Annotated in this window: 22 protein-coding genes; 8 read left to right on the top strand and 14 right to left on the bottom strand. The window is 70.6% G+C overall.

Features of this window, described 5'->3' with window-relative positions:
• Positions 1-226: 226 nt before the first annotated feature.
• The 5 genes from SSPS47_RS16440 to SSPS47_RS16420 all read left to right on the top strand — a co-directional run bounded on the left by SSPS47_RS16440 (position 227) and on the right by SSPS47_RS16420 (position 4,660).
• Positions 227-1,288, top strand: a complete 1,062-nt coding sequence (locus SSPS47_RS16440) for an ABC transporter ATP-binding protein (protein WP_203557859.1) — start codon at positions 227-229, stop codon at positions 1,286-1,288.
• Positions 1,278-2,159: an ABC transporter permease gene (locus SSPS47_RS16435; RefSeq protein WP_164251760.1), complete on the top strand. Its 882-nt coding sequence runs from the start codon at positions 1,278-1,280 to the stop codon at positions 2,157-2,159. Before SSPS47_RS16440 ends, SSPS47_RS16435 begins: the two co-directional genes overlap by 11 nt.
• Positions 2,156-3,067: an ABC transporter ATP-binding protein gene (locus SSPS47_RS16430; protein ID WP_164251759.1), complete on the top strand. Its 912-nt coding sequence runs from the start codon at positions 2,156-2,158 to the stop codon at positions 3,065-3,067. Before SSPS47_RS16435 ends, SSPS47_RS16430 begins: the two co-directional genes overlap by 4 nt.
• Before the next feature lie 27 nt (positions 3,068-3,094).
• Positions 3,095-3,814 carry an ABC transporter permease subunit gene (locus SSPS47_RS16425; RefSeq protein WP_147873098.1) on the top strand — a complete coding sequence of 240 codons (720 nt, stop codon included), beginning with the start codon at positions 3,095-3,097 and terminating at the stop codon, positions 3,812-3,814.
• Positions 3,815-4,027: 213 nt separating this feature from the next.
• A complete protein-coding gene (locus SSPS47_RS16420; RefSeq protein WP_164251758.1) occupies positions 4,028-4,660 on the top strand; it encodes an NAD(P)-binding domain-containing protein in 633 nt (210 codons plus the stop codon).
• A 278-nt stretch (positions 4,661-4,938) separates the two neighbouring features.
• Here SSPS47_RS16420 and SSPS47_RS16415 read toward each other — a convergent pair whose 3' ends face one another.
• From SSPS47_RS16415 to SSPS47_RS16375, 9 genes are all read right to left on the bottom strand, one after another.
• Positions 4,939-5,769, bottom strand: a complete 831-nt coding sequence (locus SSPS47_RS16415; protein ID WP_164251757.1) for an HAD-IIB family hydrolase — start codon at positions 5,767-5,769, stop codon at positions 4,939-4,941.
• Entirely contained in the window at positions 5,766-7,055 is a 1,290-nt protein-coding gene (serS, locus tag SSPS47_RS16410; RefSeq protein WP_164251756.1) for a serine--tRNA ligase, read from the bottom strand. Before serS ends, SSPS47_RS16415 begins: the two co-directional genes overlap by 4 nt.
• Before the next feature lie 549 nt (positions 7,056-7,604).
• A complete protein-coding gene (gene pheA / locus SSPS47_RS16405; RefSeq protein WP_147873094.1) occupies positions 7,605-8,540 on the bottom strand; it encodes a prephenate dehydratase in 936 nt (311 codons plus the stop codon).
• Between the two features lie 79 nt (positions 8,541-8,619).
• A complete protein-coding gene (gene efeB / locus SSPS47_RS16400; protein WP_239065278.1) occupies positions 8,620-9,846 on the bottom strand; it encodes an iron uptake transporter deferrochelatase/peroxidase subunit in 1,227 nt (408 codons plus the stop codon).
• A gap of 94 nt (positions 9,847-9,940) precedes the next feature.
• The gene (locus tag SSPS47_RS16395; RefSeq protein WP_164251754.1) at positions 9,941-11,968 is read right to left on the bottom strand and encodes a copper resistance protein CopC; all 2,028 of its coding nucleotides are present in this window, start codon (positions 11,966-11,968) and stop codon (positions 9,941-9,943) included.
• Positions 11,969-11,982: 14 nt separating this feature from the next.
• Positions 11,983-12,453, bottom strand: a complete 471-nt coding sequence (locus SSPS47_RS16390) for a copper chaperone PCu(A)C (protein WP_164251753.1) — start codon at positions 12,451-12,453, stop codon at positions 11,983-11,985.
• Complete coding sequence (locus tag SSPS47_RS16385) at positions 12,450-13,112, bottom strand: SCO family protein (RefSeq protein ID WP_147873122.1); 663 nt, start codon at positions 13,110-13,112, stop codon at positions 12,450-12,452. The genes SSPS47_RS16390 and SSPS47_RS16385 overlap by 4 nt, the downstream gene beginning before the upstream one ends.
• A gap of 68 nt (positions 13,113-13,180) precedes the next feature.
• Positions 13,181-14,035: a YcnI family protein gene (locus SSPS47_RS16380; protein WP_164251752.1), complete on the bottom strand. Its 855-nt coding sequence runs from the start codon at positions 14,033-14,035 to the stop codon at positions 13,181-13,183.
• A 106-nt stretch (positions 14,036-14,141) separates the two neighbouring features.
• Positions 14,142-14,981 carry a hypothetical protein gene (locus SSPS47_RS16375; RefSeq protein WP_164251751.1) on the bottom strand — a complete coding sequence of 280 codons (840 nt, stop codon included), beginning with the start codon at positions 14,979-14,981 and terminating at the stop codon, positions 14,142-14,144.
• A gap of 192 nt (positions 14,982-15,173) precedes the next feature.
• Here SSPS47_RS16375 and SSPS47_RS16370 point away from each other — a divergent pair, with 192 nt between their 5' ends.
• Positions 15,174-15,662 carry an ATP-binding protein gene (locus SSPS47_RS16370; protein ID WP_164251750.1) on the top strand — a complete coding sequence of 163 codons (489 nt, stop codon included), beginning with the start codon at positions 15,174-15,176 and terminating at the stop codon, positions 15,660-15,662.
• Positions 15,663-15,744: 82 nt separating this feature from the next.
• On the opposite strand, the gene SSPS47_RS16365 is transcribed toward SSPS47_RS16370, so the two are convergent.
• Both SSPS47_RS16365 and SSPS47_RS16360 read right to left on the bottom strand, forming a co-directional pair.
• Complete coding sequence (locus tag SSPS47_RS16365) at positions 15,745-17,268, bottom strand: aminopeptidase P family protein (protein WP_164251749.1); 1,524 nt, start codon at positions 17,266-17,268, stop codon at positions 15,745-15,747.
• 154 nt (positions 17,269-17,422) lie between these two features.
• Positions 17,423-18,955 (bottom strand): PP2C family protein-serine/threonine phosphatase, encoded by a 1,533-nt coding sequence (locus SSPS47_RS16360; protein WP_203557858.1) that lies wholly within the window; start codon positions 18,953-18,955, stop codon positions 17,423-17,425.
• A gap of 518 nt (positions 18,956-19,473) precedes the next feature.
• On the opposite strand from SSPS47_RS16360, the gene SSPS47_RS16355 reads away from it, so the two are divergent.
• Together SSPS47_RS16355 and SSPS47_RS16350 are read left to right on the top strand one after the other, a co-directional pair.
• On the top strand, positions 19,474-20,157 hold the full coding sequence (locus tag SSPS47_RS16355; protein WP_147873086.1) for a bifunctional DNA primase/polymerase: 684 nt from the start codon (positions 19,474-19,476) through the stop codon (positions 20,155-20,157).
• Positions 20,158-20,353: 196 nt separating this feature from the next.
• Positions 20,354-20,899, top strand: coding sequence for a hypothetical protein (locus SSPS47_RS16350; RefSeq protein ID WP_164251747.1), 546 nt, complete (start codon positions 20,354-20,356; stop codon positions 20,897-20,899).
• Between the two features lie 270 nt (positions 20,900-21,169).
• Here SSPS47_RS16350 and SSPS47_RS16345 read toward each other — a convergent pair whose 3' ends face one another.
• The 3 genes from SSPS47_RS16345 to SSPS47_RS16335 form a co-directional block, all read right to left on the bottom strand.
• Complete coding sequence (locus tag SSPS47_RS16345) at positions 21,170-22,150, bottom strand: DUF5926 family protein (protein WP_164251746.1); 981 nt, start codon at positions 22,148-22,150, stop codon at positions 21,170-21,172.
• 159 nt (positions 22,151-22,309) lie between these two features.
• Positions 22,310-22,867 carry an ATP-binding protein gene (locus tag SSPS47_RS16340; RefSeq protein ID WP_164254613.1) on the bottom strand — a complete coding sequence of 186 codons (558 nt, stop codon included), beginning with the start codon at positions 22,865-22,867 and terminating at the stop codon, positions 22,310-22,312.
• A 117-nt stretch (positions 22,868-22,984) separates the two neighbouring features.
• Complete coding sequence (locus SSPS47_RS16335; RefSeq protein ID WP_164251745.1) at positions 22,985-23,803, bottom strand: glycerophosphodiester phosphodiesterase; 819 nt, start codon at positions 23,801-23,803, stop codon at positions 22,985-22,987.
• Between the last annotated feature and the right edge of the window lie 219 nt (positions 23,804-24,022).

Here is a 24,022-nt window from a genome sequence, read left to right as displayed (position 1 = left end):
TCGTAACTTGACACTGATGAATGTGACAATGTCCGACGGCTGCGTCAAGGGGGTCCTTTCGGCCTGTGGACAACTCCCCGATCAGGGTCGATCCCCGCCAATTCCGGCCCGGTTCCAGCCCATTTCCGGCCGACCCCGAACCTTCGGACTGACTTTTGACGCTGCCCTTACGGGTCTGTACACCTCAAGACGGACCCCGAGACAACCGTCAGGGCTGACGTCCGCTGTGGTGTGCGCCACTACCGTCAGACACGTGACTGTGATCGCTACCGAAGGCCTGAGTAAGCGGTTCCCCCGGGTAACCGCGCTTGACCGGCTCTCCTTGGACATCGGACCGGGTGTGACCGGTCTGGTGGGTGCCAACGGAGCCGGCAAGTCCACCATGATCAAGATCCTGCTGGGTCTGTCCCCCGCCACGGAAGGCCGGGCCGCCGTGCTCGGTTTCGACGTCGCCACCAGCGGCGCCGCCATCCGCGAGAGCGTCGGATACATGCCCGAGCACGACTGCCTGCCGCCCGACGTGTCGGCGACCGAACTCGTCGTCCACATGGCGCGCATGTCCGGACTCCCCCCGACCGCCGCCCGTGAACGCACCGCGGACACGCTGCGTCACGTCGGCCTGTACGAGGAGAGGTACCGCCCCATCGGTGGCTACTCGACCGGCATGAAGCAGCGCGTCAAGCTCGCGCAGGCGCTGGTCCACGACCCCAAACTCGTCCTCCTCGACGAGCCGACGAACGGTCTCGACCCCGTCGGCCGCGACGAGATGCTCAATCTGATCCGCCGCGTGTACACGGACTTCGGCATCTCCGTCCTCGTGACCTCGCACCTCCTCGGCGAGCTCGAACGCACCTGTGACCACGTCGTCGTCATCGACGGCGGGAAGCTGCTGCGCTCCAGCTCCACGAGTGACTTCACACAGAACACGGCGACGCTCGCCGTGGAGGTCACCGACACCGACACCCACCACGACGGCACCCGCGCCCTGCGCGAGGCCCTCACCGCGGCCGGACTCTCGCTCCACGTGGGCGAGGAGGACGGGCTGCCGGGCGCCGGCCACATCCTGCTGATCGAGGCCACGGGCGAGGAGACGTACGACGTCGTACGCGACACCGTCGCCGAACTCGGCCTCGGCCTCGTACGGATGGAACAGCGCCGCCACCACATCGCCGAGGTCTTCCGCGCGAAGGACGCCGCGTCGGCGGCCGCCGACGCGCCGGCCGCACCGGCGGGCACGGGCACCGCGGAACTCGCACTTCAGAAGGGAGGCGGCAGCGATGAGCACTGACCTCACCCAGATCCACAACATCGGCTACCGCAACTACGACGGCCCTCGGCTGGGCCGCGCCTACGCCCGCCGATCCCTGTTCTCCCAGTCCCTGCGCGGCTCCTACGGCCTCGGCCGCTCCGGCAAGTCCAAGATCCTGCCGATGATCCTGTTCGCCGTGATGTGCCTGCCCGCGGCGATCATGGTCGCCGTAGCCGTCGCCACGGACCTCAAGTCCCTGCCGGTGCCCTACACGCAGTACGCGATCTTCCTCCAGGCCGTCATCGCGCTCTTCCTGGCCGCCCAGGCCCCCCAGTCCGTCTCCCGCGACCTGCGGTTCAAGACGGTGCCGCTGTACTTCTCGCGCCCCATCGAGCGCGTCGACTACGTCGTCGCCAAGTACGGCGCCATGGCCTCCGCCCTCTTCGTCCTGACCGCCGCGCCGCTCCTGATCCTCTACATCGGCTCGCTGCTCGCCAAGATGGACTTCGTCGACCAGACCAAGGGCTTCGGCCAGGGACTCGTCTCCGTGGCCCTGCTCGCACTGCTCTTCGGCGGACTCGGCCTGGTGATGGCCGCCCTCACCCCGCGCCGCGGTTTCGGCGTCGCCGCCGTGATCGCCACGCTGACCATCACCTACGGCGCCGTCTCCACCGTGCAGGCGATCGCCTTCGGGACCGGTTCGGACAGCGCCGTCCAGTGGATCGGCCTCTTCTCGCCCATCACGCTCATCGACGGCGTACAGACCGCGTTCCTCGGAGCCACCTCGTCGTTCCCCGGTGAGGCCGGTCCCTCGGCCGGTGCCGGCGTCATCTATCTGCTGGTCGTTCTCGCGCTCGTCCTCGGCTCGTACGCCGTCCTCATGCGCCGTTACCGGAAGGTCGGGCTGTGACCACCATCAACATCGAGCACGCGTCGCGCTGGTTCGGCAACGTGGTCGCCGTCAACGACGTGACGATGACCGTCGGCCCCGGCGTCACCGGACTGCTCGGACCGAACGGCGCGGGCAAGTCCACGCTCATCAACATGATGGCCGGGTTCCTGTCACCCTCCAACGGAAGCGTCACCCTCGACGGCGACCAGATCTGGCGCAACGAGTCCGTCTACCGGCAGATCGGCATCGTCCCCGAGCGGGAAGGGATGTACGACTTCCTCACCGGGCTCGACTTCGTCGTCGCCAACGCCGAACTGCACGGCCTCGGTAAGAAGGAGGCCGGGAAGGCGCTCGCCACCGTCGAGATGGAGTACGCCCAGGACCGCAAGATCGGGACGTACAGCAAGGGCATGCGGCAGCGCGTGAAGATGGCGTCCGCGCTCGTCCACGACCCGTCGGTGCTTCTCCTCGACGAGCCCTTCAACGGCATGGACCCCCGCCAGCGCATGCAACTGATGGACCTGCTGCGGCGGATGGGCGACTCCGGCCGCACCGTCCTGTTCTCCTCGCACATCCTTGAGGAGGTCGAGCAGCTCGCCGCGCACATCGAGGTGATCGTCGCCGGCCGGCACGCCGCGTCCGGCGACTTCCGCAAGATCCGCCGGCTGATGACCGACCGGCCGCACCGCTACCTCGTACGGTCCAGCGACGACCGCACCCTGGCCGCCGCGCTGATCGCCGACCCGTCCACGGCCGGCATCGAGGTCGACGTCACCGAGGGCGCGCTGCGCATCCAGGCCGTCGACTTCGGGCGCTTCACCGAGCTGCTGCCGAGAGTCGCCCGTGAGCACTCCATCCGGCTGCTCACCGTCTCGCCGTCCGACGAGTCCCTCGAATCGGTCTTCTCGTACCTCGTAGCGGCCTGAGCGGCCTTGATAGGAGCTGTGACGTCCATGTACCACCCCACAGTCGCCCGGCTCACCTACCGGGCCCTGCTCGGCCGGCGCCGGGCCGCCGTCCTGTTCATCCTGCCGGCCCTGCTGATCCTCATCTCCGTGGCCGTGCGGACCTTCAACGGCGTGGACGACCAGATCGCCTCGGACGTCCTGGGCGGCTTCGCCCTCGCCACGATGATCCCGCTGATCGGCGTGATCGCCGGAACGGGCGCCATCGGCCCCGAGATCGACGACGGATCGATCGTCTACCTGCTGGCCAAGCCGGTGAAACGGCCGACGATCATCTTCACCAAGCTGATCGTCGCGATCTCCGTGACCATGGCGTTCTCCGCGATCCCCACCTTCATCGCCGGATACATCCTCAACGGCAACGGCCAGCAGATCGCGGTGTCCTACACCATCGCCGCGCTGGTCGCCTCCATCGCCTACAGCGCGCTGTTCCTGCTGCTCGGCACCGTCAGCCGCCACGCGGTCGTCATCGGTCTCGTCTACGCCCTGGTGTGGGAGACGCTCTTCGGCAGCCTGATCGCCGGCGCGCGCACCCTCAGCGTCCAGCAGTGGTCCCTGGCGGTCGCCGAGAAGACCGGCGGAGACGGCATGATCACCTCGGACGTCGGACTGCCGCTCGCCGTCGTGCTGCTGGCCGGCGTGACGATCGTCGCGACCTGGTACGCGGGGCAGAAGCTGCGCACGCTGACGCTCGCCGGCGACGAGTGAGGCCGGCCCGTCCCGACAGTGTCTCTGCCTACGGAGGCGGCCCCCGCCCGATCCGGGCGGGGGCCGCCTCCGTACGCCGCTTCCCGCTCCGCCCAGGAACCTCGGACCTAGGTCGTCGTACGGATACGCCTAGGACTCAAGCCGTCGCGCGGGAGCCCGTTCTGGTCCCAGCGCCCGATGACCTGCCGGGAAGTCGCACCTAGCGTCACAGCCATGCGAATCGGATTTCTCGGAACAGGATTTGTCGCCCGCGCGGTGGCCGCCGGAGCGGCCGCCGCGGGCCACGACGTCGTGCTCGGTTCACGCGACCCCAAGGCCGCCGCGGACAGAGAACTCGGCCTGCCGGTGACCGGGTTGGCCGAGGCGGTGGAGCACGGCGGGATCGTCGTCAACGCCACCCCCGGCACCGTGTCCCTGGAACTGCTCGGTGAGCTGCGGGAGCGACTCGCCGGGAGAATCCTCCTCGACATCGCGGTGGGCCTCACCGACGACATGGCGCTGGCCCACCCCAACTCCAGCATCGGCGAGCAGCTTCAGCGGGCGCTCCCGGAGACCAGGGTCGTCAAGACGCTCGCCACGATGGACTCCGCCGCGATGGTCGATCCGGGCGGGCTGAGCGGCGAGAGCACGGTTTTCCTGTCCGGCGACGACGCCGGTGCGAAGGCCGAGGTCGGCGCGCTGCTGGGGGACCTGGGCTGGCCCGCCGGCTCCCGGCTGGACCTGGGCGGCATCGAGACGGCGCGCGGGCAGGAGCACTTCGCGCTGCTGTTCATCGGCATCGCGGGCGCCCTCGGGACGTACACCTTCAACATCAAGGTCGTACCGTCGAAAAAAGCGGCGAAGTAGCCCGAAGTAATTCACTGGCGCTCAACCCCCTCACGGGGGGACAGTGGTGATGTCAGGTACCACTGAACCGGGAGAGGAGCGCGGCGATGACCGGTAGTCCGAGTCCGTCGGGTTCCCGACAGGGCAGTCCCGGCCCGGCACCGGAGTAACCACTTCCGCTCCGTGCAGCCGACGGTGACCCGCCCAGGGGGGCGGTCGCTTCGAGCGCGCGTCCGCGCGTGGACCGCCCCCTCCCCACTCCCGTGAGCACGCCCCGACGCCGGCGGCACGCGCGCCCGTCAGCGCGGCTGAAGCAGCCTCTCCAGCACCACGGCGATCCCGTCCTCGTCGTTCGACGCGGTGATCTCGTCCGCCACGGCCTTCAGCCGCTCGTGCGCGTTGGCCATGGCCACACCGTGCCGCGCCCAGCCGAACATCGGGATGTCGTTGGGCATGTCGCCGAACGCGATCGTGTCGGCCGCCGTCACACCGAGCCGCCGCGCGGCGAGCGAGAGCCCCGTCGCCTTGCTCAGACCCAGCGGCAGGATCTCCACGACACCCGGCCCCGCCATCACCACGGCGACCAGACCGCCGACCGTCTCCTGCGCGACCTTCGCCAGCTCGTCGTCGCTCAGCTCCGGATGCTGGATGTAGACCTTGTTGATCGGCGCCGTCCACATCTCGGCGGGATCGTCGAGGAACAGCGCGGGCAGCGGGCCCTCCTGGACCCGGTAGCCGGGACCGATCAGGACGTCACCGTCCAGCCCGTCACGGCTCGCGGCGAGCGCCAGCGGGCCGACCTCCGCCTCGATCTTCGACACCGCCAGGACGGCCACCTGCCGGTCCAGCGTCACCGACGTCAGCAGTCTGTGCTCGCCCGCGTGGTAAACCTGCGCGCCCTGGCCGCAGACCGCCAACCCCTCGTACCCGAGATCGTCGAGGATGCTCCGCGTCCACGGCACGGCCCGCCCCGTGACGATGATGTGCGCGGCGCCCGCCGCCGTGGCGGCGGCGAGCGCCTCACGCGTACGCGCGGAGACCGCGTGGTCCTCGCCCAGCAGCGTGCCGTCGAGGTCGGTCGCGACGAGTCTGTACGGGAAGGCTGAGGCGGCTGAGGCGGCGGAGCTCACTTGGCGATCGGCTCCAGCGTCTCGCGCCCGCCCAGATACGGACGGAGCACCTCGGGCACCCACACCGAACCGTCGGCCCGCTGGTGGTTCTCCAGCAGCGCCACGATCGTGCGCGGTACGGCGCAGAGCGTGCCGTTCAGCGTCGCGAGCGGCTTCACCTGCTGCTTGCCGTCCTGCGACACCCGCATCCGTACGGAGAGCCGGCGCGCCTGGAAACCGTCACAGTTGGAGGCGGACGTCAGCTCGCGGTACTTGCCCTGCGTCGGGATCCACGCCTCGCAGTCGAACTTGCGCGAGGCCGAGGCCCCCAGGTCGCCCGTGGCCACGTCGATCACCTGGAAGGGCAGCCCGAGGCCGGTCAGCCACTGCTTCTCCCACTCCAGCAGCCGCGCGTGCTCGGCCTCGGCGTCCGCCGGGTCGACGTACGAGAACATCTCGACCTTGTCGAACTGGTGCACCCGGAAGATGCCACGGGTGTCCTTGCCGTAGGTGCCCGCCTCGCGGCGGAAGCACGGGGAGAATCCCGCGTACCGCAGGGGCAGCTTGTCGGCCTCGATGATCTCGTCCATGTGGTAGGCGGCGAGGGGCACCTCCGACGTACCGACCAGGTAGTAGTCGTCCTTCTCCAGGTGGTACACGTTCTCGGCCGCCTGGCCGAGGAAGCCCGTGCCCTCCATCGCGCGCGGGCGCACCAGCGCGGGAGTCAGCATCGGGACGAAGCCCGCCTCGGTCGCCTGCGCGATCGCCGCGTTCACCAGGGCGAGTTCGAGCAGGGCGCCGATGCCCGTCAGGTAGTAGAAGCGCGATCCGGAGACCTTCGCGCCGCGCTCCATGTCGATGGCGCCGAGCGCCTCACCGAGCTCCAGGTGGTCCTTGGGCTCGAAGCCCTCGGCGCCGAAGTCGCGGGGAGTGCCGACCGTTTCGAGGACGACGAAGTCCTCCTCGCCGCCCACGGGCACGTCCGGGTGCACGATGTTGCCGAGCCGCAGGAGCAGCCGCCTGGCCTCCTCGTCGGCCTCGTGCTGCGCCACGTCGGCGGCCTTGACGGCGGCGGAGAGCTCCCGCGTGCGCGCCAGCAGCTCCGTCTTCTCGTCGCCCGTGGCCTTGGGCACCAGCTTGCCGAGCGTCTTCTGCTCGGAACGCAGCTCGTCGAAGCGGACGCCGGAGGCCCTGCGCCGCTCGTCGGCGGAGAGCAGGGCGTCGACGACGGCGACGTCCTCTCCACGGGCGCGCTGCGAGGCGCGGACACGGTCGGGGTCGTCTCGGAGCAGGCGAAGGTCAATCACCCCACCAGGCTACCGGTGCGCGCTTCCGCCACCCCACCCCATATTTCAGCGTGTGGCACTTTGTCTGAATTGCCGCAATTGGCGAGGGTGAGGAAAGAGTGAAAAGGAAGGGGCTTCCCCGTCAATAATGGGCGGCCAATTCCCCGGAAAGGGGCGTCGACGGGTGGCCCGTTGACCCATTTCTCTTGCGGCGCACGGTACTTGGGTCGACGTTGTCCACAGGGCCCCACCGGTTCGGAAAGTTATCCACAGACTGTGTGAGGGATCTGTGGATCGAGAGCGAGGTCGCGGTGAAAGCCCAAGTGGGGGCGGGAGAATTCCCCCCTTGAACCCGCTTCACACCCTCCTTCGGGTGGGACTTGATCCCTCTAACGAGTTGATCAATGGAATTGGGGTGACACGGGCCACCTGAGGCCCTGTGGGCGGAAGTGTGGTGACTGAGCCGATTTGTCGACCACGCCAGGACGGCACTGTCGACTTGTCCCCAGGAGAACCGATCAGCCTGTGGATAACTTTGGGGGCAGCGGGCCGCCCGCTGCCCCCGGCGGCTCAGATCCGGCCGTCCTGGCTGCGGGCCAGCCAGTCGGCCGCGTCCATGAACTCCGCGTCCGACGTCCCCGCCCGAAGTCGCCGTACGTCCTCCGGAGCCACCCCCGCCCTCGGGTACGACCCCAGGAACCGCACCTTCGGGCTGATCCGCTTCAGCCCCATCAGCGCCTCGCCCACGCGGCGGTCCGCGATGTGGCCCTCGGCGTCCACGGCGAAGCAGTAGTTACCGATGCCCGCGCCCGTCGGCCGCGACTGGATGAGCATCAGGTTGACCCCGCGCACGGCGAACTCCTGGAGCAGTTCGAGCAGCGCGCCCGGATGGTCGTCGCCGAGCCAGACGACGACCGACGTCTTGTCCGCGCCGGTCGGCGCGGACGGGCGCGCGGGCCTGCCCACCAGCACGAAGCGCGTCTCCGCGTTCTCGGCGTCGTGGATCTCGGTGACCAGCGCCTCCAGCCCGTACGTCGCCGCGGCGAACTCACCCGCGAAGGCGGCGTCGAACCGGCCCTCCTGGACCAGCCGCGCGCCGTCCGCGTTCGAGGCGGCCGACTCCCACAGCGCGTTCGGGAGATGGGTCCGCAGCCAGTTGCGCACCTGCGGCTGCGCCACCGGATGACCGGTCACCGTCTTGATGTCCGACAGCGCCGTCCCCGGCCTGACGAGCAGCGCGAAGGCGATGGGCAGCACCACCTCGCGGTAGATCATCAGGGGCTCGCCCGAAGCGAGTTCGTCGAGGGTCGCGGTGACGCCGCCCTCCACCGAGTTCTCGATCGGTACGAGGGCTGCCGCGGCGTCCCCGTGCCGTACGGCATCGAGGGCCGCGGGCACCGAGACCATCGGGACGAGCTCCCGCGTGGCGGCTTCCGGAAGGGTGCGGAGGGCGGCTTCGGTGAAGGTGCCCTCGGGGCCGAGGTATGTGTAGCGCGTGGCCGACATGTGGTCACTTTAGTCCGACCGGCGGACGCCCGCGGACGGCCGGGGACCGCCGCCGAGGACTCCTGCCGCGGATTCCGGCTCAGGACTCCAGCAGCCGCTGGCCCACGTACTCGCCCTCCCGCGCCCCGCCCGGCACCGCGTACAGGCCGCTCGCCTCGTGCCGGACGAACGCCGACAGCGCGTCCCCGCGGTCGAGCTTGCGCTGCACCGGCACGAAACCCCTCAGCGGATCGGCCTGCCAGCAGATGAACAACAGGCCCGCGTCGGGGGCGCCGTCCGCCGCGATCCCGTCGTGGAAGGAGAAGGGACGGCGCAGCATCGCGGCGCCGCCGTTCTGCTCCGGCGCCGAGATCCGGGCGTGCGCGTTGTCCGGGATGACGAGTCTGCCGTCCGGGCCCCTCCTGTCGAGGTCGGGTTCGGTCGTCTCCTCACCGCCGGTGAGCGGGGCGCCGTCGGACTTGCGGCGGCCGATGACCAGTTCCTGGCGGTCGACCGACAGGGCCTCCCAGTCGTCGAGCAGCATCCGGATCCGGCGTACGACGGCGTACGAGCCGCCCGCCATCCACTCCGGTGTGCCCGCCGGCGGCTTCGCGGGCACGAAGATCCGCCGGTCGAAGTCGGGCTCATCGGGCCTGGGGTTGCCGGTGCCGTCGATCTGGCCCATCAGATTGCGGGCGGTCATCGGGCGGGCGGTGGCGCCGGGCGAGCGGTTGAAGCCGTTCATCTGCCACCGCACGTGCGCCGCGTCGCCCGCCTCCTTGAGAAGGGCGCGCAACGCGTGGAACGCGACGAGCGCGTCGTCCGAGCCGACCTGTACCCACAGATCGCCGTCGCTGCGGCGGGCGTCGAGCTGGTCGGAGGAGAAGGCCGGCAGCGGGTCCAGCGCCGTCGGACGCCGGGCGGTCAGCTTCGTACGGTCGAAGAAGGTCCGGCCGAAGCCGAAGGTGACCGTCAGCGCGGAGGGTCCCGCGTCCAGCGCGACGCCCGTGTCGCGCTCCCCGGCCGGTTCGCCCGCCATGAGCCGCCGCGCGGTCTGCGACCAGCGGCGCAGCAGCGCGGCGGCCTCCTTGCGTCCGGCGCCCGGCGCGAGGTCGAGGGCGACCAGATGGCCGCGCGCCTGCATGGGGGAGGTGATACCGGCCTGGTGGGCGCCGTGGAAGGCCGCGGTCGCCGAGCCGACCGTGCTGAGCGCGGTCGGCTCGTCCGCGCGGGTGGCGGCGTACGTGGCGCTCCCGCCGGCCGCCCCCGCGACGAGCCCGGCGGCGCCGGCGGCCCCGGCCGTACCGAGCAGCCGCCGCCGTGAGATCGCGGGAGCGGCGCCTGTGTTGCCCGCACCGGTGGAACCGGAGTCGGGTCCGCCGGTGTCGGTTTCGCTGGTCGTACGGGTGTCGCTCACGCGGTCAGCCGATCTTCACGTTCTTCTCGATGGTCGTCTGGTCGATGTCCGAGGTCCGCACCGTCACCTGCAGATGCCAGTCGCCGGGCATCGGGATCTGTACGCTGCTCGCGCTCCAGCGTCCCGGTGCGAGGCGCGCGGGCACGACGGGGAGCGGGCCGATCTGCTCGGACTTCAGGGTGTACGCGACCTTTACCTCGGGCACGTCCATCGGCTTGCCGGCCGGGTCGTCGATCCAGACGTGCATGAGGTTGTCGCCCGAGCGGGCGGGGTCGAGGGTGAGCCGCACAGTGCCCTTGCCGTTCGCGCCGCCGGTGTCGAAGGGCTCGGTGAGGCTGACGGGGCGGGCGGGCGCGGGAGCGGCGGCCTCGGTGCCCGGCCGGCCGGCCTCCTTCTCCTGCGTACGTCCCGGCTCGGTGCCCGTCAGCGCGGTCGTGACGGCGAGCACCACCAGGGCGACGCACGCCTCTATGAGGACGGAGCGGCGCAGTCCGGAGCGCTCGGTGTCGGCGTCGCGGTCGCGCTTCTTTCGCGCCGTGGCCAACGCGGTCCGCTGGCGGGCGAGTTGAGCGGCGCGCGCGGGATCGGACGTCTCCCCGGCCCCGTCAACCGCCTCACCCCCGGCTTCCGATTCCGCTTCGGCTTCCGCTTCCGATTCCTCCCCGGCCTGCGTCCCGGCCGTCGTCCGCTCGCCGAGCAGCCCCGTCCAGCGCCGTGAGAACCAGGCCGCGCAGAGCAGTACGGCGATCAGCGCGACCTTGACCAGCAGGAGCCGGCCGTACGACGTGTCGGTGAGCGCGGACCAGGAGCCGACCTGTCGCCACGCCTGGTAGAGCCCGGTCACGGCCAGCACGACGACGCTGGTGAAGGCGATCCGGGAGAAGCGCCGCACGGCGGCACGTTCGATGTCCGGCATCCGGTGGAGCACGGTCAGCAGCGACACGAGGCCGCCGAGCCAGGCCGCCACGGCCAGCAGGTGCAGGACGTCGAGCGGCATGGCGAGACCGGTCTGGATCCCGGTCGACGCGTGCTCGGACAACGCCCACGTCCCGGCGATACCGGCGGCGACGACCGTGCCGCCGAGGCCCAGTCCGAACGTGAGGTCGGCCTTCGCCTTCTCCGCCTCGGAGCCCGCGCCGCCCGAGCCCTCCCCGTCATCCGTACCGGATTCCGCTCCGGTCCCCGATTCCGCTTCGGCCTCCGTCCCGGATTCCGTCTCCGTCACGCGCTTCGCGTACGCGCCGAACAGTACCGCTATGAAGAGCGCCGCCGCGCTGAGCAGCAGCAGCCGTGAGACGAGCGCGGCCCCCGTCTTGGTGTCCAGTACGTCCGCGAGCCCGCCGAGGTCGAACGCGTCGCCCAGCTTGCCGGACCCGGTGTACGGAGTGCGCAGTAGTAGGAGGACGAGCGTCGCCGCGGTCAGGGTGACCCAGCCGCCGACGACGAGCCGTTGCAACGGCCTTACGGAGGCGCCGCGCTGCCAGCACGCGAGGATGAAGGCGGTCCCGCCGACGAGCAGGACGAATCCGGCGTACGACAGGTAGCGCACCGTGTCGTAGAGGGTGCCGACCAGCCCGCCGCCGGCTTCCTGGTCGGGCACGGTGGCCGTGGTCTTTGAAGGCGCCCCGACGGAGAAGGTGAACGCGCCGGACACGGGGTGGCTGTCGGCGGAGACCGCCTGCCAGGCGACGGTGTACGTGCCGTCCGGCAGTCCGGGCTTCAGGTCGACGGCGTAGCGCACCGTGCCGCCCCCGCTCAGATCACGCATCTTCGCGACGTCGACGCGCTTGCTGGTGGGGTCGAGGACCCGGATCGAGTTGTCGCCCATGGCGATCTGTTCGGAGAAGGTGAGCGTGACGTCCTTGGGGGCGACATCGACCACCGCCCCGTCCTTCGGATCGCTCCCGGTCAGCGCGGCGTGCGCCGACGCCGTCCCGGAGAGGGTGCCGAAGAGGCCGCAGACGAGTACGGCGATGACGAACAGCAGCCGTACGAGCGGCAGCTGACGTATGCGGGGGGCGGTGGCCGTCATGGTGGGTCAGTCCCTCAGTGCCGCGTGGGGTTGTAGGTGGTCTCCTTCACTGGAAGGTCGACCTCGATCGGGTCGGTCTTCTCGAAGTGCAGTTCCACGGAGATCCGTTGGCCTTGGACGAGCTTCTTCTTCAGGCCCATGAACATCAGATGGTTGCCGCCTCGGTCCAGGGTCAGCTCGCCCTCGGCCGGGATGTCGAAGGACTTCACCTGCCGCATCCTCTGGTCCTTGGTCTCGTGGATCGTGATGTCGTCCGAGACGTCGCTGGTGACGGACGTGAGCTTGTCCGCCGCGCCGCCGCTGTTGGTGACGGTGAGGAAGCCGGACGCCATGTCGCCGACGGGCTGCGGCATGAAGGCCCCGGTGACCTCCAACTGAGGCCGGTCCTCGGAGGCGTCCGCCGACGAGCAGCCGACCAGTGCCACCGCCGATGCCAGCGACACCAGCACCGCCCCCACGGAGGGACGGCCGCCGCGCCTCCTCACGGGGTCTCGCCCTTGACGAGCTTCGGCAGATCCTTCGTGTAGTCGTCGGCCGTCGTGTCCTCGCCGTACAGGACGTAACCGCCGTCCGTCTTGGGTGAGAAGGCGATGACCTGGGCCCCGTGCATGGAGACGACGCTGCCGTCCTTCTCCTTGGTCGCGGGCTCGATGCCGATGCCGACCTGACGCGCGCCGGCCTGGATGGTCGGGAAGTCGCCGGTGAGGCCGACGAACGACGGATCGCCCGCGCTCGGGAGCCACTTGGCGAGCTCGGCGGAGGTGTCCCGCTCGGGGTCGGTGGTGATGAACACGACCTGGAGCTTGTCCTGGTCGGCCTTGGGCAGCGCCTTCCTGGCGATGGCGATGTTGCTCATCGTCAGCGGGCAGACGTCGGGGCAGTGCGTGTAGCCGAAGTAGATCAGCGTCGGCTTGCCCTTGGTCTCCTCGCGGAAGTCGTACGTCTTGCCCTCGGTGTCCTTGAGGACGAGGTCCGGCTTCTCGAAGGGCTTGTCGAGCACGGTCGCCGCTTCGGTCTTCGGCTGTGCGGAGACGTCGGCCACGGGCTTCGACGCGGCGTCGTCGCCGCCGCTTCCGCAGGCGGACAGGGTGAGTGCCGCCACCGCCGTGAGTGCGGCGGCGGTGAGCACGGTCTTCTTGCGCATGGAGAGAGATCCCATTGGTGGAGTACGGGTGACGGGCGCGGGCCCTGCGGCGGGCCCGCGCCCGGCGGTCAGCTGGCGGGGGTGGCCGGAGTGCCGGTGGAGGAGGTACGGCGGCGCCCGGCCAGGACGCCGAAGGCCACACCGGCGGCGCCGACGACGATGCCGACGATGCCGAGGGCGCGCGCGGTGCCGTCGCTGCTGTCGGACGAGGCGGCGTTCTTGGTGGCCCCGTCCTCGCCGTCGTTCTCGTCCGAGGCGTGGTCGGCGCCGCCCTTGGCGTCGTCGTCCTCGGCACCGGCCGCCGCGCCGTGGCCGTCCTCGGCGGCGGCGGTTAGTGCCAGTACGGGTGCCGGGCTCTCGGGCTCGGCGCCCTCCGTCGGCGCGTCGATCCAGCGCACGACTTCCTTGTTGTCGTACGTCTGGAGGGTCTTGAACACCAACTGGTCCGCGTCCTCGGGCAGCTGGCCGATGGAGAGCGGGAACTGCTGGAAGTAGCCCGGCGCGACCTTGCTGTCGCCCGTGGCGGTCCAGGTGACCTTCGAGACGGCCTCGGTGATCTGCTTGCCGTGCATCTCGATCGGCTTGTCGAGCTTGCTCTTGGTGACGGCGATCTTCCAGCCGGGCACGGCCTGCGGCGACACCGAAGCCAGCGGGTGCTCGGTCGGGAAGTTCACCTCGAGCTTGACGGTCGAGGCGTCGTCACGCTCGTTCGGCACCTTGAAGTTGACCGTCGCGTACCCGCCCTTGGCGGCTTCGCCGACCGGCTGCACGCCGACATGCGCGAGCGCGGGACCGGCCAGCAGTACGACGGCGGACGCGGCGACACCGCCGACGACTGCCGCGCGGCGCGCAGTGCGGTTACGACCGGCGGTGGACGGCTGCGGGACGCCGCGACGAGAGGTGTTCGCACGAGAGGCGTTCATGACAGGAGACACTCCACGGTGTGGGGAGGACGGTGGACCGCGCGCGGATACGCGACGGCATCGCGACGCCACCGCACCGCGTCTTCGTACGGAGCGTGTCGTCGCGTCAGGCGGCGAGAGTGAATACGGCCGGCGGGCCGCGCCTGATCACCGAATGCTGGAGCGTCCTGTCCGTGTCCGACGGCGGGGCGTCGGGACGCGGGGCCGGCTGTCCGTGGAGCCCGGGGGCGGACGCGACCGGCAGGCCCCAGCGCAGGGCCCGTACGAGACGGAGGGCGGCCCGCAGCGCCCGCAGCCGCGCGTTGTCCGCCACGGCTTCGCCGATGCCGTCGCCGAGCCCCTGGGCCGAGAGCGTGGCGAGCCGGGCGAGCGCGAGGTCACCGCGGCGCATGAGCCAGCCGGTCGCGAGGGCGGCCAGCAGATGCGCGAGGAACATGGGCAGGGTCGGCAGCTCGGGCAGCGGTCCGGCGGCGCCAAGGGCCGCGTCGGCCGTACCGTGCAGGTGACCGCCCTGCGCGAGCCCGCCGGAGGCCCCGGAGACCGTGGCGGGGTCGATCCCGGCGTCGGTCACGATGCGGTGCGCGTCCCCGGGGCTCAGCGACGCCGGACCGGCCCCGCAGATCAGCTTCGCCGCCATGCGGACCAGTACGTCGTCGGCGCCGGGGCGCATCGTCAGGTGGTGCTGGCTCATCCCGAACAAGGCGTGCAGCGCGAGCTGTCCACCGGTCAGGGCGAGCGCGATGGCGGGCAGCGAACGGGCGCGGCCCGCGAGCGGCGCGGCCACGGCGAGGACACCGGCGAATCCGACGACGAGCGTCCACCAGGGGACGGCCTGACAGGCCGCGATCACATGTCCTGTCGCGGACAGCACGACACAGACCGCGGTGAACACCGCGGCCCTCAGGAGCCGCAGACTGGCTCCGGCGTGTGCGACACGATCAGGCATGGCCGGCTCATCATCGCACTGCGGCCGACGGCTTCGTACGGCAGGTCCGGAAGATCACCCTCTGTCCCTTACAGCGGCGGACCGGCCATCCGCTTCCGCCGAATGGGTTGTTTCACGCAGTCGAAGCGCTTACGACACGCCTACAGGGGCAATACGTATCGGTATGTCGAGCTGTGGCCAGGAGGCTGGAGCATGAGCATCTGGTGGTCCCTCCATTTGCGGCGTGAAGCCGCGAGCGTCCCGCTGGCGCGCCGTCTCCTGATCGGCACGATGGAGACCGCGGGCGTCGACCCCGACATTTCCTTCGATCTGTCCGTCGCACTGAGTGAGGCATGTGCCAACGCCGTCGAACACGGTGGAGACGGCTGTCCTTCCGACGACCCCGGGCGGTCGTCGGAGGCGTACCGGGTGACGGCCTATCTGGACGGCGAGAAGTGCCGTATCGAGGTGGCCGACTCCGGGCCCGGATTCCCCGCCCGCCGGACCCTGCGGCGGGCCACCGCCCTCGCCCCCTTCACCGCCGAGGACGGGCGGGGGCTCTCACTGATCGAACAGCTGGCCGACCACGTCCACTGCCGGAACCGGCCGGGGCGGGGCGCGGTGATCAGCTTCGACAAGATACTGAAGTGGCGCGAGGAGACCCCGCTGGTGGCACTGGGCGGCACGACCGCCGGAGTCTGACACCGCACCGGAGTCCGAACGCCGCACCCTGCGGCCCGGCCGTGCCTCTCGCACGACCGGGCCGGCTCGGAGACCTCCGGGCTCAGCCCTGCTTGGTGGCCGCCATCCACGCTTCCACGTCGTCGGACGTACGCGGCAGCCCCGCCGACAGGTTCCGGTTGCCGTCCTCCGTGACGAGGATGTCGTCCTCGATCCGGACGCCGATGCCCCGGTACTCCTGCGGCACCGTGAGGTCGTCCGCCTGGAAGTACAGCCCCGGCTCCACGGTGAGACACATACCGGGCTCCAGCGTCCCGTCCACGTACGCCTCCGTACGCGCCGCCGCGCAGTCGTGGACGTCCAGACCGAGCATGTGCCCGGTGCCGTGCAGCGTCCAGCGGCGCTGGAGACCGAGCTCCAGGACCCGCTCGACCGGTCCGTCGAGCAGGCCCCACTCCACGAGCCGCTCGGCGAGCACCCGCTGCGACGCGTCGTGGAAGTCCCGGTACTTCGCGCCCGGCTTCACCGCGGCGATACCGGCCTCCTGCGACTCGTACACCGCGTCGTAGATCTTGCGCTGGAGCGCGTCGAACCGGCCGTTGATCGGCAGGGTGCGCGTGACGTCCGCCGTGTAGAGGGTGTGGGTCTCCACGCCCGCGTCGAGGAGCAGCAGATCGCCGGGGCGCACGTCCCCGTCGTTGCGCACCCAGTGCAGGGTGGTCGCGTGCGGGCCGGCGGCGCAGATCGAGCCGTAGCCGATGTCGTTGCCCTCCACGCGGGCACGCAGGAAGAACGTCCCCTCGATGTAGCGCTCGCTCGTCGCCTCGGCCCTGTCGAGGATCCGTACGACGTCCTCGAAGCCGCGCACGGTCGCGTCGACGGCCTTCTGGAGCTCGCCGATCTCGAATTCGTCCTTCACGGCGCGGGCCTCGGACAGATAGACGCGCAGTTCGTCGTCGCGCTCCGCCGTGACCTTGTCGGCCAGCGCGGCCTCGATCGACGCGTCGTGCCCGCGGACGGCGCGCACCGGGCCCGTCGCCTCGCGCAGCGCCCCGGCCAGCTCCCGTACGTCCTTCGCGGGCAGGCCGAGCAGCTGCTCGGCCTCGGCGAGTGAGTGCCGGCGGCCGACCCACAGCTCGCCCTGGCGGCCGTCGAGCCAGAATTCGCCGTTCTCCCTGTTGGAGCGGGGAGTGAGATAGATCGTCGCCCGGTGGCCCTCGCCGCCGGACTCCGGCTCCAGCACGAGGACGCCGTCCTCCGTCTGGTCGCCGGTGAGATAGGCGTACTCCGTGGAGGCGCGGAAGCTGTACTCCGTGTCGTTGGACCGGGTCTTCAGGCCGCCCGCCGGGATCACCAGGCGGTCGCCCGGGAATCGCGCGGACAGCGCGGCACGGCGGGCCGCCGCGAACGGCGCCTGTGCGACGGGCTCCAGATCACGGAGCTCGGTGTCGGCCCAGCCCGACTTCATGTTCTCGGCCAGCTCGTCGGACACGCTCATGTAGAGGCCGTTCTTGCGCTGTTTGACGGGCTTCTCGGCCGACGCCTCGTCGGCGTCATCGAGAACTGTGTCCGGATTTCCCAGGGTCTCCGGGGTCTCCGGCGTTTCCGGGATGAGCTCCTCGGCCACGGTCTGCCTCCTCCTGTACGACACTGGACCTTTCGGGTCCCGGCACCATCGTATGTCTGTACGGGGGACAGGCCAGGGGGCCTGTGGACAAGGTGACCGGCGGATGTACCACCGCTGGAGGGGTTCCGTCCGTTTCGCTCGGAGAGAGCGCCAGCTACTCGAAGAGGGCGGCGAGGATCACGACGTCCTCCGCGCTCCCGGCCGCGTCTCCCGCGGAGCGGGCGCCGGGGCCGGCTCCGTCCGGTCCGTCCGGCAGCATCACGCGCAGCACGTGGTCGGCGACGGCCCCCGGATCGTCCCTCAGGCTCCTGGGGACGCTCGCGGCCGCCGCGTGCAGCCGCGCGAAGGCCCGGTCCATCGGGTCGCCGGTGCGCCGCAGCAGGCCGTCCGTGTAGAGCAGCACGGTTTCTCCTGGCGCGGGTGACAGCTCGACGCTCGGCGCCTCCCAGCAGGACAGCATCCCGAGCGGCGCCGACAGGGTCGTCTCGACGAATTCGGTGCGCCGCTCCCCCACGACCAGCGGCGGCGCGTGCCCGGCCCCGGCGAGCACGATCTTGCGCAGCGCGGGTTCGGCGTAGACGAAGAGCGCGGTGGCGGTGCGTGCCGGTTCGGTCAGCCGCAGCAGCAGTTCGAGGTCGGACAGGACGGCGACGGGGTCCTCGCCCTCCATCACCGCGTACGCCCGCAGGGAGGCGCGCAGCCGTCCCATGGCCGCCAGCGCGCTCGGCCCGGAGCCGCTGACCGACCCGACGGCCAGCCCCAGCGCGCCCTCGGGCAGCGGCAGCGCGTCGTACCAGTCGCCGCCGCCGCGCCTGCTCGTGCGGTGCCGTACGGCGAGCCGCACGCCGGGCACCCGGGGGAGCCGGCTGGGCAGCAGTTCGTCGGCGATCGTGGCCTCGCGGGCGCGGGCGGTCTCCAGCTCCAGGAGGCGCGCGAGATGCTCGGCGGCGTACCTCGCGTAGAGACCCACCAGATGGCGCTGTCTTTCGACCGGTTCGGCGGGTTCGTCGTAAAACCAGACCGCGGCGCCGATCCGGCCCGTGGTGTCGGTCGCGAGGGAGACCGCGTACGTGGCGCTGTAGCCGAGCCGCAGGGCGACTTCGCGGTGCAGCGGGTCGAGGTCCGGGTCGCCGAGCACGTCGCCGACGGACTCGGCCGCCGTGGCGGGCTCAGCGGTGTCGTCGAGCAGCCGTCCGTAGGAGGACGCGCCGCGCGGTACGGTCTCCAACTGGCCGAGGTCCGCGTGGCTGAGACCGAGCCCTACGGAGGTGCCGGGAACGTGCTCGTCCGCTCGGGCTGCCGGTTCGAGGACGACCAGACCGCGCGAGGAGCCGACGAGGGCGGCGCCCGCCCGTACGACCTCGTTGAGCGCCGCGTCCACCGAACCGGTCCTGACCATGCGTTCGGTGAGTTCGTGCAGGGTGGTCAGGTCGGAGACCCAGCCGGCCAGCCGGTCCTGGATCAGGATCACGGGGGCGCCGGGGGACTCGTCGAGTGGAGCGACAGTGTGCGCGGGAGCCGGAACTGCTGAATCGATTCCAGCCACTTTCGGCATGTGCGGAGCGCTCATGGCAACCGGCTTTCTGACTGGTGCGTTTCGCGCAATAGCATCGCAAACCACCGCGTGATTCTGCGCCACTAGCAATGCGTCCACATGTACACGCACAACTGAGGCGATGTCCAGCATTGTCCCGGTGGAAGCACTGGTGTCTGCGCTACGTTCAACTTGGCGAGAAAATGCTCCCAACGCTGTATTCTGCGATCGACTGAGGGAACTCGACAGGGGCCTCCCCGGTGAAGCGCAGGCGACATCGAGGAGGAGCGTCATCCAGCACGTGATGGGTACGTGAACGGTGACGGACAGGGGCAGTTGGGACTGCCCCGGAACCTGACGGACGGCTTCGGCGTCTTACCCGCCGTAGCCCGCGCGCCATCCCGGAACGGCGGGGCTGTCACAGCGCGACGACAGCCGTAGAGTGCGCCACCCATCGCCACGGGTTAGTGAAGACAGACCGCGTTCGGCCCAGGAGCGGTGAGCCCAGCCGCAGGTTGGCAAAGTCCGACTGTGCCCTGTCCACGGGGGCGGCGGAGCGTCGACGACACGCGTCGACTGTACGCACAGCGATACGCACAGTGAAGCCATGCACACAGATTGACCGGTGTGGCATGTGGACCTCGGCGTTCAACGGAAAGGAACGAGCGCTCATGCGCGAGATCCTCGGAAGGCGACGCAGGCTCCTGTTCAGGCGCAAGGGGATGCCTGCCCCACTCGAAGCGGCGCTCACGTGCGCCACGGCGTGGCAGTGGCCCGTACTTCCCGGAGCCGGCCTGAAGACGTCCGGCGGCCGGGGCGATCGTGGCCGCGGCTGCGCCTGCCCGGACCCCGAGTGCGCCGTACCCGGCGCGCACCCCTTCGATCCCGGCCTGCTGGCCGCGACGACCGACGAGCGCATGGTGCGCTGGTGGTGGGCCAACCGGCCCACGGCCCCGATCGTGATGGCCACGGGAGGCGCCGCGCCCTGCGCGGTGTCTCTGCCCGCGGCCGCCGGGGAGCGTGCGCTGGTCGCACTCGACGAGATGGGTATGCGCCTCGGCCCGGTCGTGGCGACCCCCACTCGCTGGTCGCTGCTGGTCGCCCCGTACACCCTGGAGCGGCTCGGCGAGCTGCTCTTCGCCAAGGACTGGGTGCCCAGCTCGCTCCGCTTCCACGGCGAGGGCGGCTATCTGGTGCTCCCGCCGTCCGAGGCGGTCGGCGGTCAGGTCCGCTGGGAGCGGGCGCCGCTGCCCGGTTCGGCGTCGCCGTGGCTGCCGGACGTCGAGGCGGTCGTGGACGCGCTGGTCGAGGCGAGCACGAGCGCACCGGACGGTGGCAGCAGGCTCGCGTACTGAGCCTCTTACGGAGCTTCGCGTACTGACCGGAAACCGGGTCGCACCCATGGGTGCGACCCGGCTTCCGTGCGCGCCATCACTCGTACGGGTGTGACGTGGCCCGAGTTGTGGGGGAATGGGCGCGCGGCGCTCCGGGGAGCCCGATTCCGCCGGTATCTTCGGCCGACCGTCAAGACCTCCCCGGCAGGTGGGCCCCATGAATCTTCGCGTGATCGGGCTCGCCACCCTGGTGGCGGTCACCGCCCTGCTGCCACCGGCCGCGTCCGCGGGCCCCGCGGGCGGTCCCGCCGTCCGATCCGGGTCCGATGCCCCGCACCGGCCCGCTCTCCGGCGCGCAGCGCCCCCGGCGGTGCTCCCCGCCGGGCTCCTGGCGGCGAAGAACGGCGACGTGGCGGCTGTCGAGTGCTGCGGACCGGCGCTCACGTCGCGTGACGGGATCGAGGCCCAGACCTGTGTACTCACCGGGAACGGGGACACCTGGGGCCGTACGTACTACCGGAACGTGTCGGGCGGGGAATTGAGTTCCGTGCTCAGTCTGATGGGCCCCGGCGGGCGGACCGTGCAGTCCCACTGCGCGGTCGAAGACGGCGATGAGCCGGGTTCTTGTGAAACTCCGCGTGAACGCACAGCGGGAAAGCCCGCGCGGTACTGGGCGGTGGCGGAGTTCGCGGGAAGCGCCGACGGGACCGGGCCGCTCCTCCTCAGGTCCGGCAGCAACTCGGCTGCTCCGTCCGCTGGTTGAGCGATCCGGGTGCCTGGCGCGAGCGTCGGCGGGAGCCGTCGTGAGCGGCCGACAACTCTGCAGTCTCCACTCCGGAAATTGCAGGAACAGTCCCGGGGAACGCGGACGCCCGGTCGCTGGCGACGGGGGATGCACCAGCGACCGGGCTTCTAGAACGGTAACAAGAGATCGGCGGTTAGCAAATTCGATCTGGTGTATTCGGACAAGAAATTACTTGCCGGTACGGGCAGTTGTGACGACTGTCACCGTGGGCGACGAATTCCTTGAGCTTCAGCTGAGGGTCACCTGGCGGTTGGTGAGACCGCCGCGCGCCCGGCGCTCGTCCCCGGTCAGTGACGCGTCCACCGCCAGGGCCGCGGTCAGCCGCTCCTGGAGCTCCGCCGCCGGCTTCTCGCAGTCCTCGGCGCGCATCGCGCTCGGCAGGTCCCAGACCGGCACCGTCAGCCCGTGCGCCCGGAAGGAGCCGACCAGCCGCGTCCCCTCGCCGAGGCTCGACGTACCGGCGGCGTGCAGCCGCGCGAGCGCGTCGAGCAGCTTCTCCTCCGGGTGCGGCATGACCCAGCGCAGATGGTTCTTGTCCGGCGTCTCGCACCAGTACGCGGCGTCCGTACCGGAGAGCTTCACCGTCGGGATCGCGGCGGCGTTGGCGCGCTCCAGCGAGGCGGCCACCTCGGGGGTCGCGTTCTCGGCGTCCGGCACCCAGAACTCGAAGCCGGGGTGCACGACCGGCGCGAAGTCGGCCTCCGGGTCGAGCAGGTCCTGAAGGCGCGGACCGTCGGCCGGGACACGCTGGGCCGCGACCGGATTGCCGGGCTCGGCGGTCAGCGCACGCCGGAGCGTGTCGGCGAGGTCGCGGCTGAGGTCGCCGGACGAGGTGTCGTTCTGGAGCGCGAGCAGGACGGAGCCGTCGTCGCGGCGCAGCGCGGGCCACGCCATCGGCAGTACGGTCGCGAGCGTCACGGACGGTACGCCCTCCGGCAGGCCGCCCTTGAGGGTCAGCTCGGCGGTCGCGGCGGGCACCAGCTCGCGCAGTGCGATCCAGTCGCACTCGCCAACCAGCCCGTCGAAGGGGCGCTGGACCAGCTCGGTGACGGCGTGTGCGGCGGCGCGTCCATGACAGGCCTTGTAGCGGCGGCCCGAGCCGCACGGGCAGGGCTCGCGGGCCCCCACGACCGGAATCGGCCCGTCCGTGAGCTGAGCTTTCGCGGACTGAGCCTTCGCGGCCTTGGTCTGGGGGCGCTTCTTGGCCATGGTGGGCTTCTCCCGATAGCGGCAGTGCGGTCTCGGGCGCGAGCCTAGCCGTACCGCCCGCGGTCGTGGGCGCAACGCCCCATCGGGGCAGGGCCGGTGGGAGTGCGTGTACGGGCCCGATGCGCGCCGGGTGGTACGTCGGCCGTGATCGGGAATGCTTCAGCCGAGGTCGTCGTAGGTGTCGTTGAAGTCCAGTTCCGGGACGTTGACGCGCGTAGCGAAATCCTCGCGGCGGTGCCCTTCGGTTACGAGGACCCATACCGTGACCTCGCCGGACGCGCCGTCCCGTACGCCCCAGTCCTGGGCGAGCGAGGTGATGATGTTGAGACCGCGACCGCCGCGCGCCGTGACCGAGGGCGTGGCCGGAACCGGTCGTGTCGGGCCGCCGCCGTCCGTCACCTCGACGGTCAGCCGGCCCGCCGGGTCGACCTGCCAGGCGGCGCGCACGTCGCCGTCGCCGATCTCCGCCCGGCCCAGCGGTCTGCCGTGTCGGCAGGCATTGCTGAGCAGTTCGGAGAGGATCAGTACGGCATCGTCGACGACCGCGTCCGAAACGCCTCGGTCGCGCAACTGCTCACGCATCCGATGCCTTGCCTGTCCCACGCCCGCAGGGCCATGGGGAACGGCCATGCTCGACGACGTGGGCACTTCTTGTGCCACCACAAACGCCACCCCCGAGACCTCCTTTGCCCCACGCCACGGTGTGAATGCCCCGATGGCCTGGACCGGAAACCGGCCAAGGGAGGGTCAGTGACGCACTCAACAAGGTCGAACACTTACCGAACGCGCCGGTGCACTCCCAGTCACACCCTGTGTGTCCGAATCCCCGATAAGTCAGGCAAGGCGTCCCAGCTGGGACAGCACCTGTTTGGGGCGGTTGGTGATGATTGCCTCCACTCCGAGGCTCGCGCAGAGTTCGACGTCTTCCGGCTCGTTCACCGTCCAGACATGGACACGGTGCCCCGCTCTGTGCAGCCGCTCCACATAGCCCGGCTGGTTGCGCACGATGCGGATGCCGGGCCCGGCGATCCTGGCCCCCGCCGGCAGCCGCCCGTCACGCAGCCTGGGCGAGACGAACTGCATCAGATAGACGGTGGGCAGTTGCGGCGCGGCGTCGGCGATGCGATGCAGCGACCTGGCGGAGAAGCTCATGATGCGCACCGGTGACTCGTCGGGCGCCGGGCCGTCGAGTCCGAAGCGCGCCAGCAGGTGGAGCAACCGCTCCTCCACCTGTCCGGCCCAGCGGGTGGGGTGTTTGGTCTCGATGGCCAGCTCGATGCGCCGGTCGGTGTCGGCGACCAGTTCCAGCAGGCGCTCCAGCGTCAGTACGGAGGTGAGGGAGCGGTCCTTCCAGTCGGGGCTCTCCTCGCTGCCCGAGTTCTCCATGGTCTCCCTCCACGAACCGAAGTCGAGGGTGGCCAGATCGGCGAGCTCCAGGGCGGAGACGGCGCCGCGTCCGTTGGAGGTGCGGTTCACACGTCGGTCGTGTACGCACACCAGGTGCCCGTCGGCGGTGAGCCGTACATCGCATTCCAGTGCGTCGGCGCCGTCCTCGATGGCCTTCTTGTAGGCGGCCAGAGTGTGTTCGGGGGCGTCCTCGGAGGCTCCTCGGTGGGCGACGACCTGGATGCTGGGCTGCCGTGCGTGAGTCACCCCGCCATGGTGTCACCGAGACGGGGTAAGCGTGGGGCGGTACCCCTCCGCGGTCGTCCTGCGGATGCGTCCCGTTTGCCCCGTAATAAAGGATGGCGGGGTGACACACAGGTCCTGCTTACCGTGGCCTGACGTGCTGTGGGAAAAGCTGAGGGCAGAGACATACGAGAGACGTGTACATGTCGAAGAGGCATGCGCGGACAGCCGAACGCGGCGGAA

This window comes from Streptomyces sp. S4.7 (genome assembly GCF_010384365.1).
In the GTDB taxonomy this organism is placed as follows: domain Bacteria; phylum Actinomycetota; class Actinomycetes; order Streptomycetales; family Streptomycetaceae; genus Streptomyces.
The sequence above is the reverse complement of the archived record's forward strand: the minus strand, read 5'-3'. Positions and strand labels throughout refer to the sequence as shown.

Bases quoted from the DNA above. Each gene is read 5' to 3' on its own strand.
- SSPS47_RS16435 (WP_164251760.1), top strand. From the start codon at position 1,278: ATGAGCACTGACCTCACCCAGATCCACAACATCGGCTACCGCAACTAC.
- SSPS47_RS16425 (WP_147873098.1), top strand. From the start codon at position 3,095: ATGTACCACCCCACAGTCGCCCGGCTCACCTACCGGGCCCTGCTCGGC.
- SSPS47_RS16420 (WP_164251758.1), top strand. From the start codon at position 4,028: ATGCGAATCGGATTTCTCGGAACAGGATTTGTCGCCCGCGCGGTGGCC.
- pheA (WP_147873094.1), bottom strand. From the start codon at position 8,540: ATGTCGGCCACGCGCTACACATACCTCGGCCCCGAGGGCACCTTCACC.
- SSPS47_RS16395 (WP_164251754.1), bottom strand. From the start codon at position 11,968: ATGACGGCCACCGCCCCCCGCATACGTCAGCTGCCGCTCGTACGGCTG.
- SSPS47_RS16385 (WP_147873122.1), bottom strand. From the start codon at position 13,112: ATGCGCAAGAAGACCGTGCTCACCGCCGCCGCACTCACGGCGGTGGCG.
- SSPS47_RS16380 (WP_164251752.1), bottom strand. From the start codon at position 14,035: ATGAACGCCTCTCGTGCGAACACCTCTCGTCGCGGCGTCCCGCAGCCG.
- SSPS47_RS16375 (WP_164251751.1), bottom strand. From the start codon at position 14,981: ATGCCTGATCGTGTCGCACACGCCGGAGCCAGTCTGCGGCTCCTGAGG.
- SSPS47_RS16370 (WP_164251750.1), top strand. From the start codon at position 15,174: ATGAGCATCTGGTGGTCCCTCCATTTGCGGCGTGAAGCCGCGAGCGTC.
- SSPS47_RS16360 (WP_203557858.1), bottom strand. From the start codon at position 18,955: ATGCTGGACATCGCCTCAGTTGTGCGTGTACATGTGGACGCATTGCTA.
- SSPS47_RS16355 (WP_147873086.1), top strand. From the start codon at position 19,474: ATGCGCGAGATCCTCGGAAGGCGACGCAGGCTCCTGTTCAGGCGCAAG.
- SSPS47_RS16350 (WP_164251747.1), top strand. From the start codon at position 20,354: ATGAATCTTCGCGTGATCGGGCTCGCCACCCTGGTGGCGGTCACCGCC.
- SSPS47_RS16345 (WP_164251746.1), bottom strand. From the start codon at position 22,150: ATGGCCAAGAAGCGCCCCCAGACCAAGGCCGCGAAGGCTCAGTCCGCG.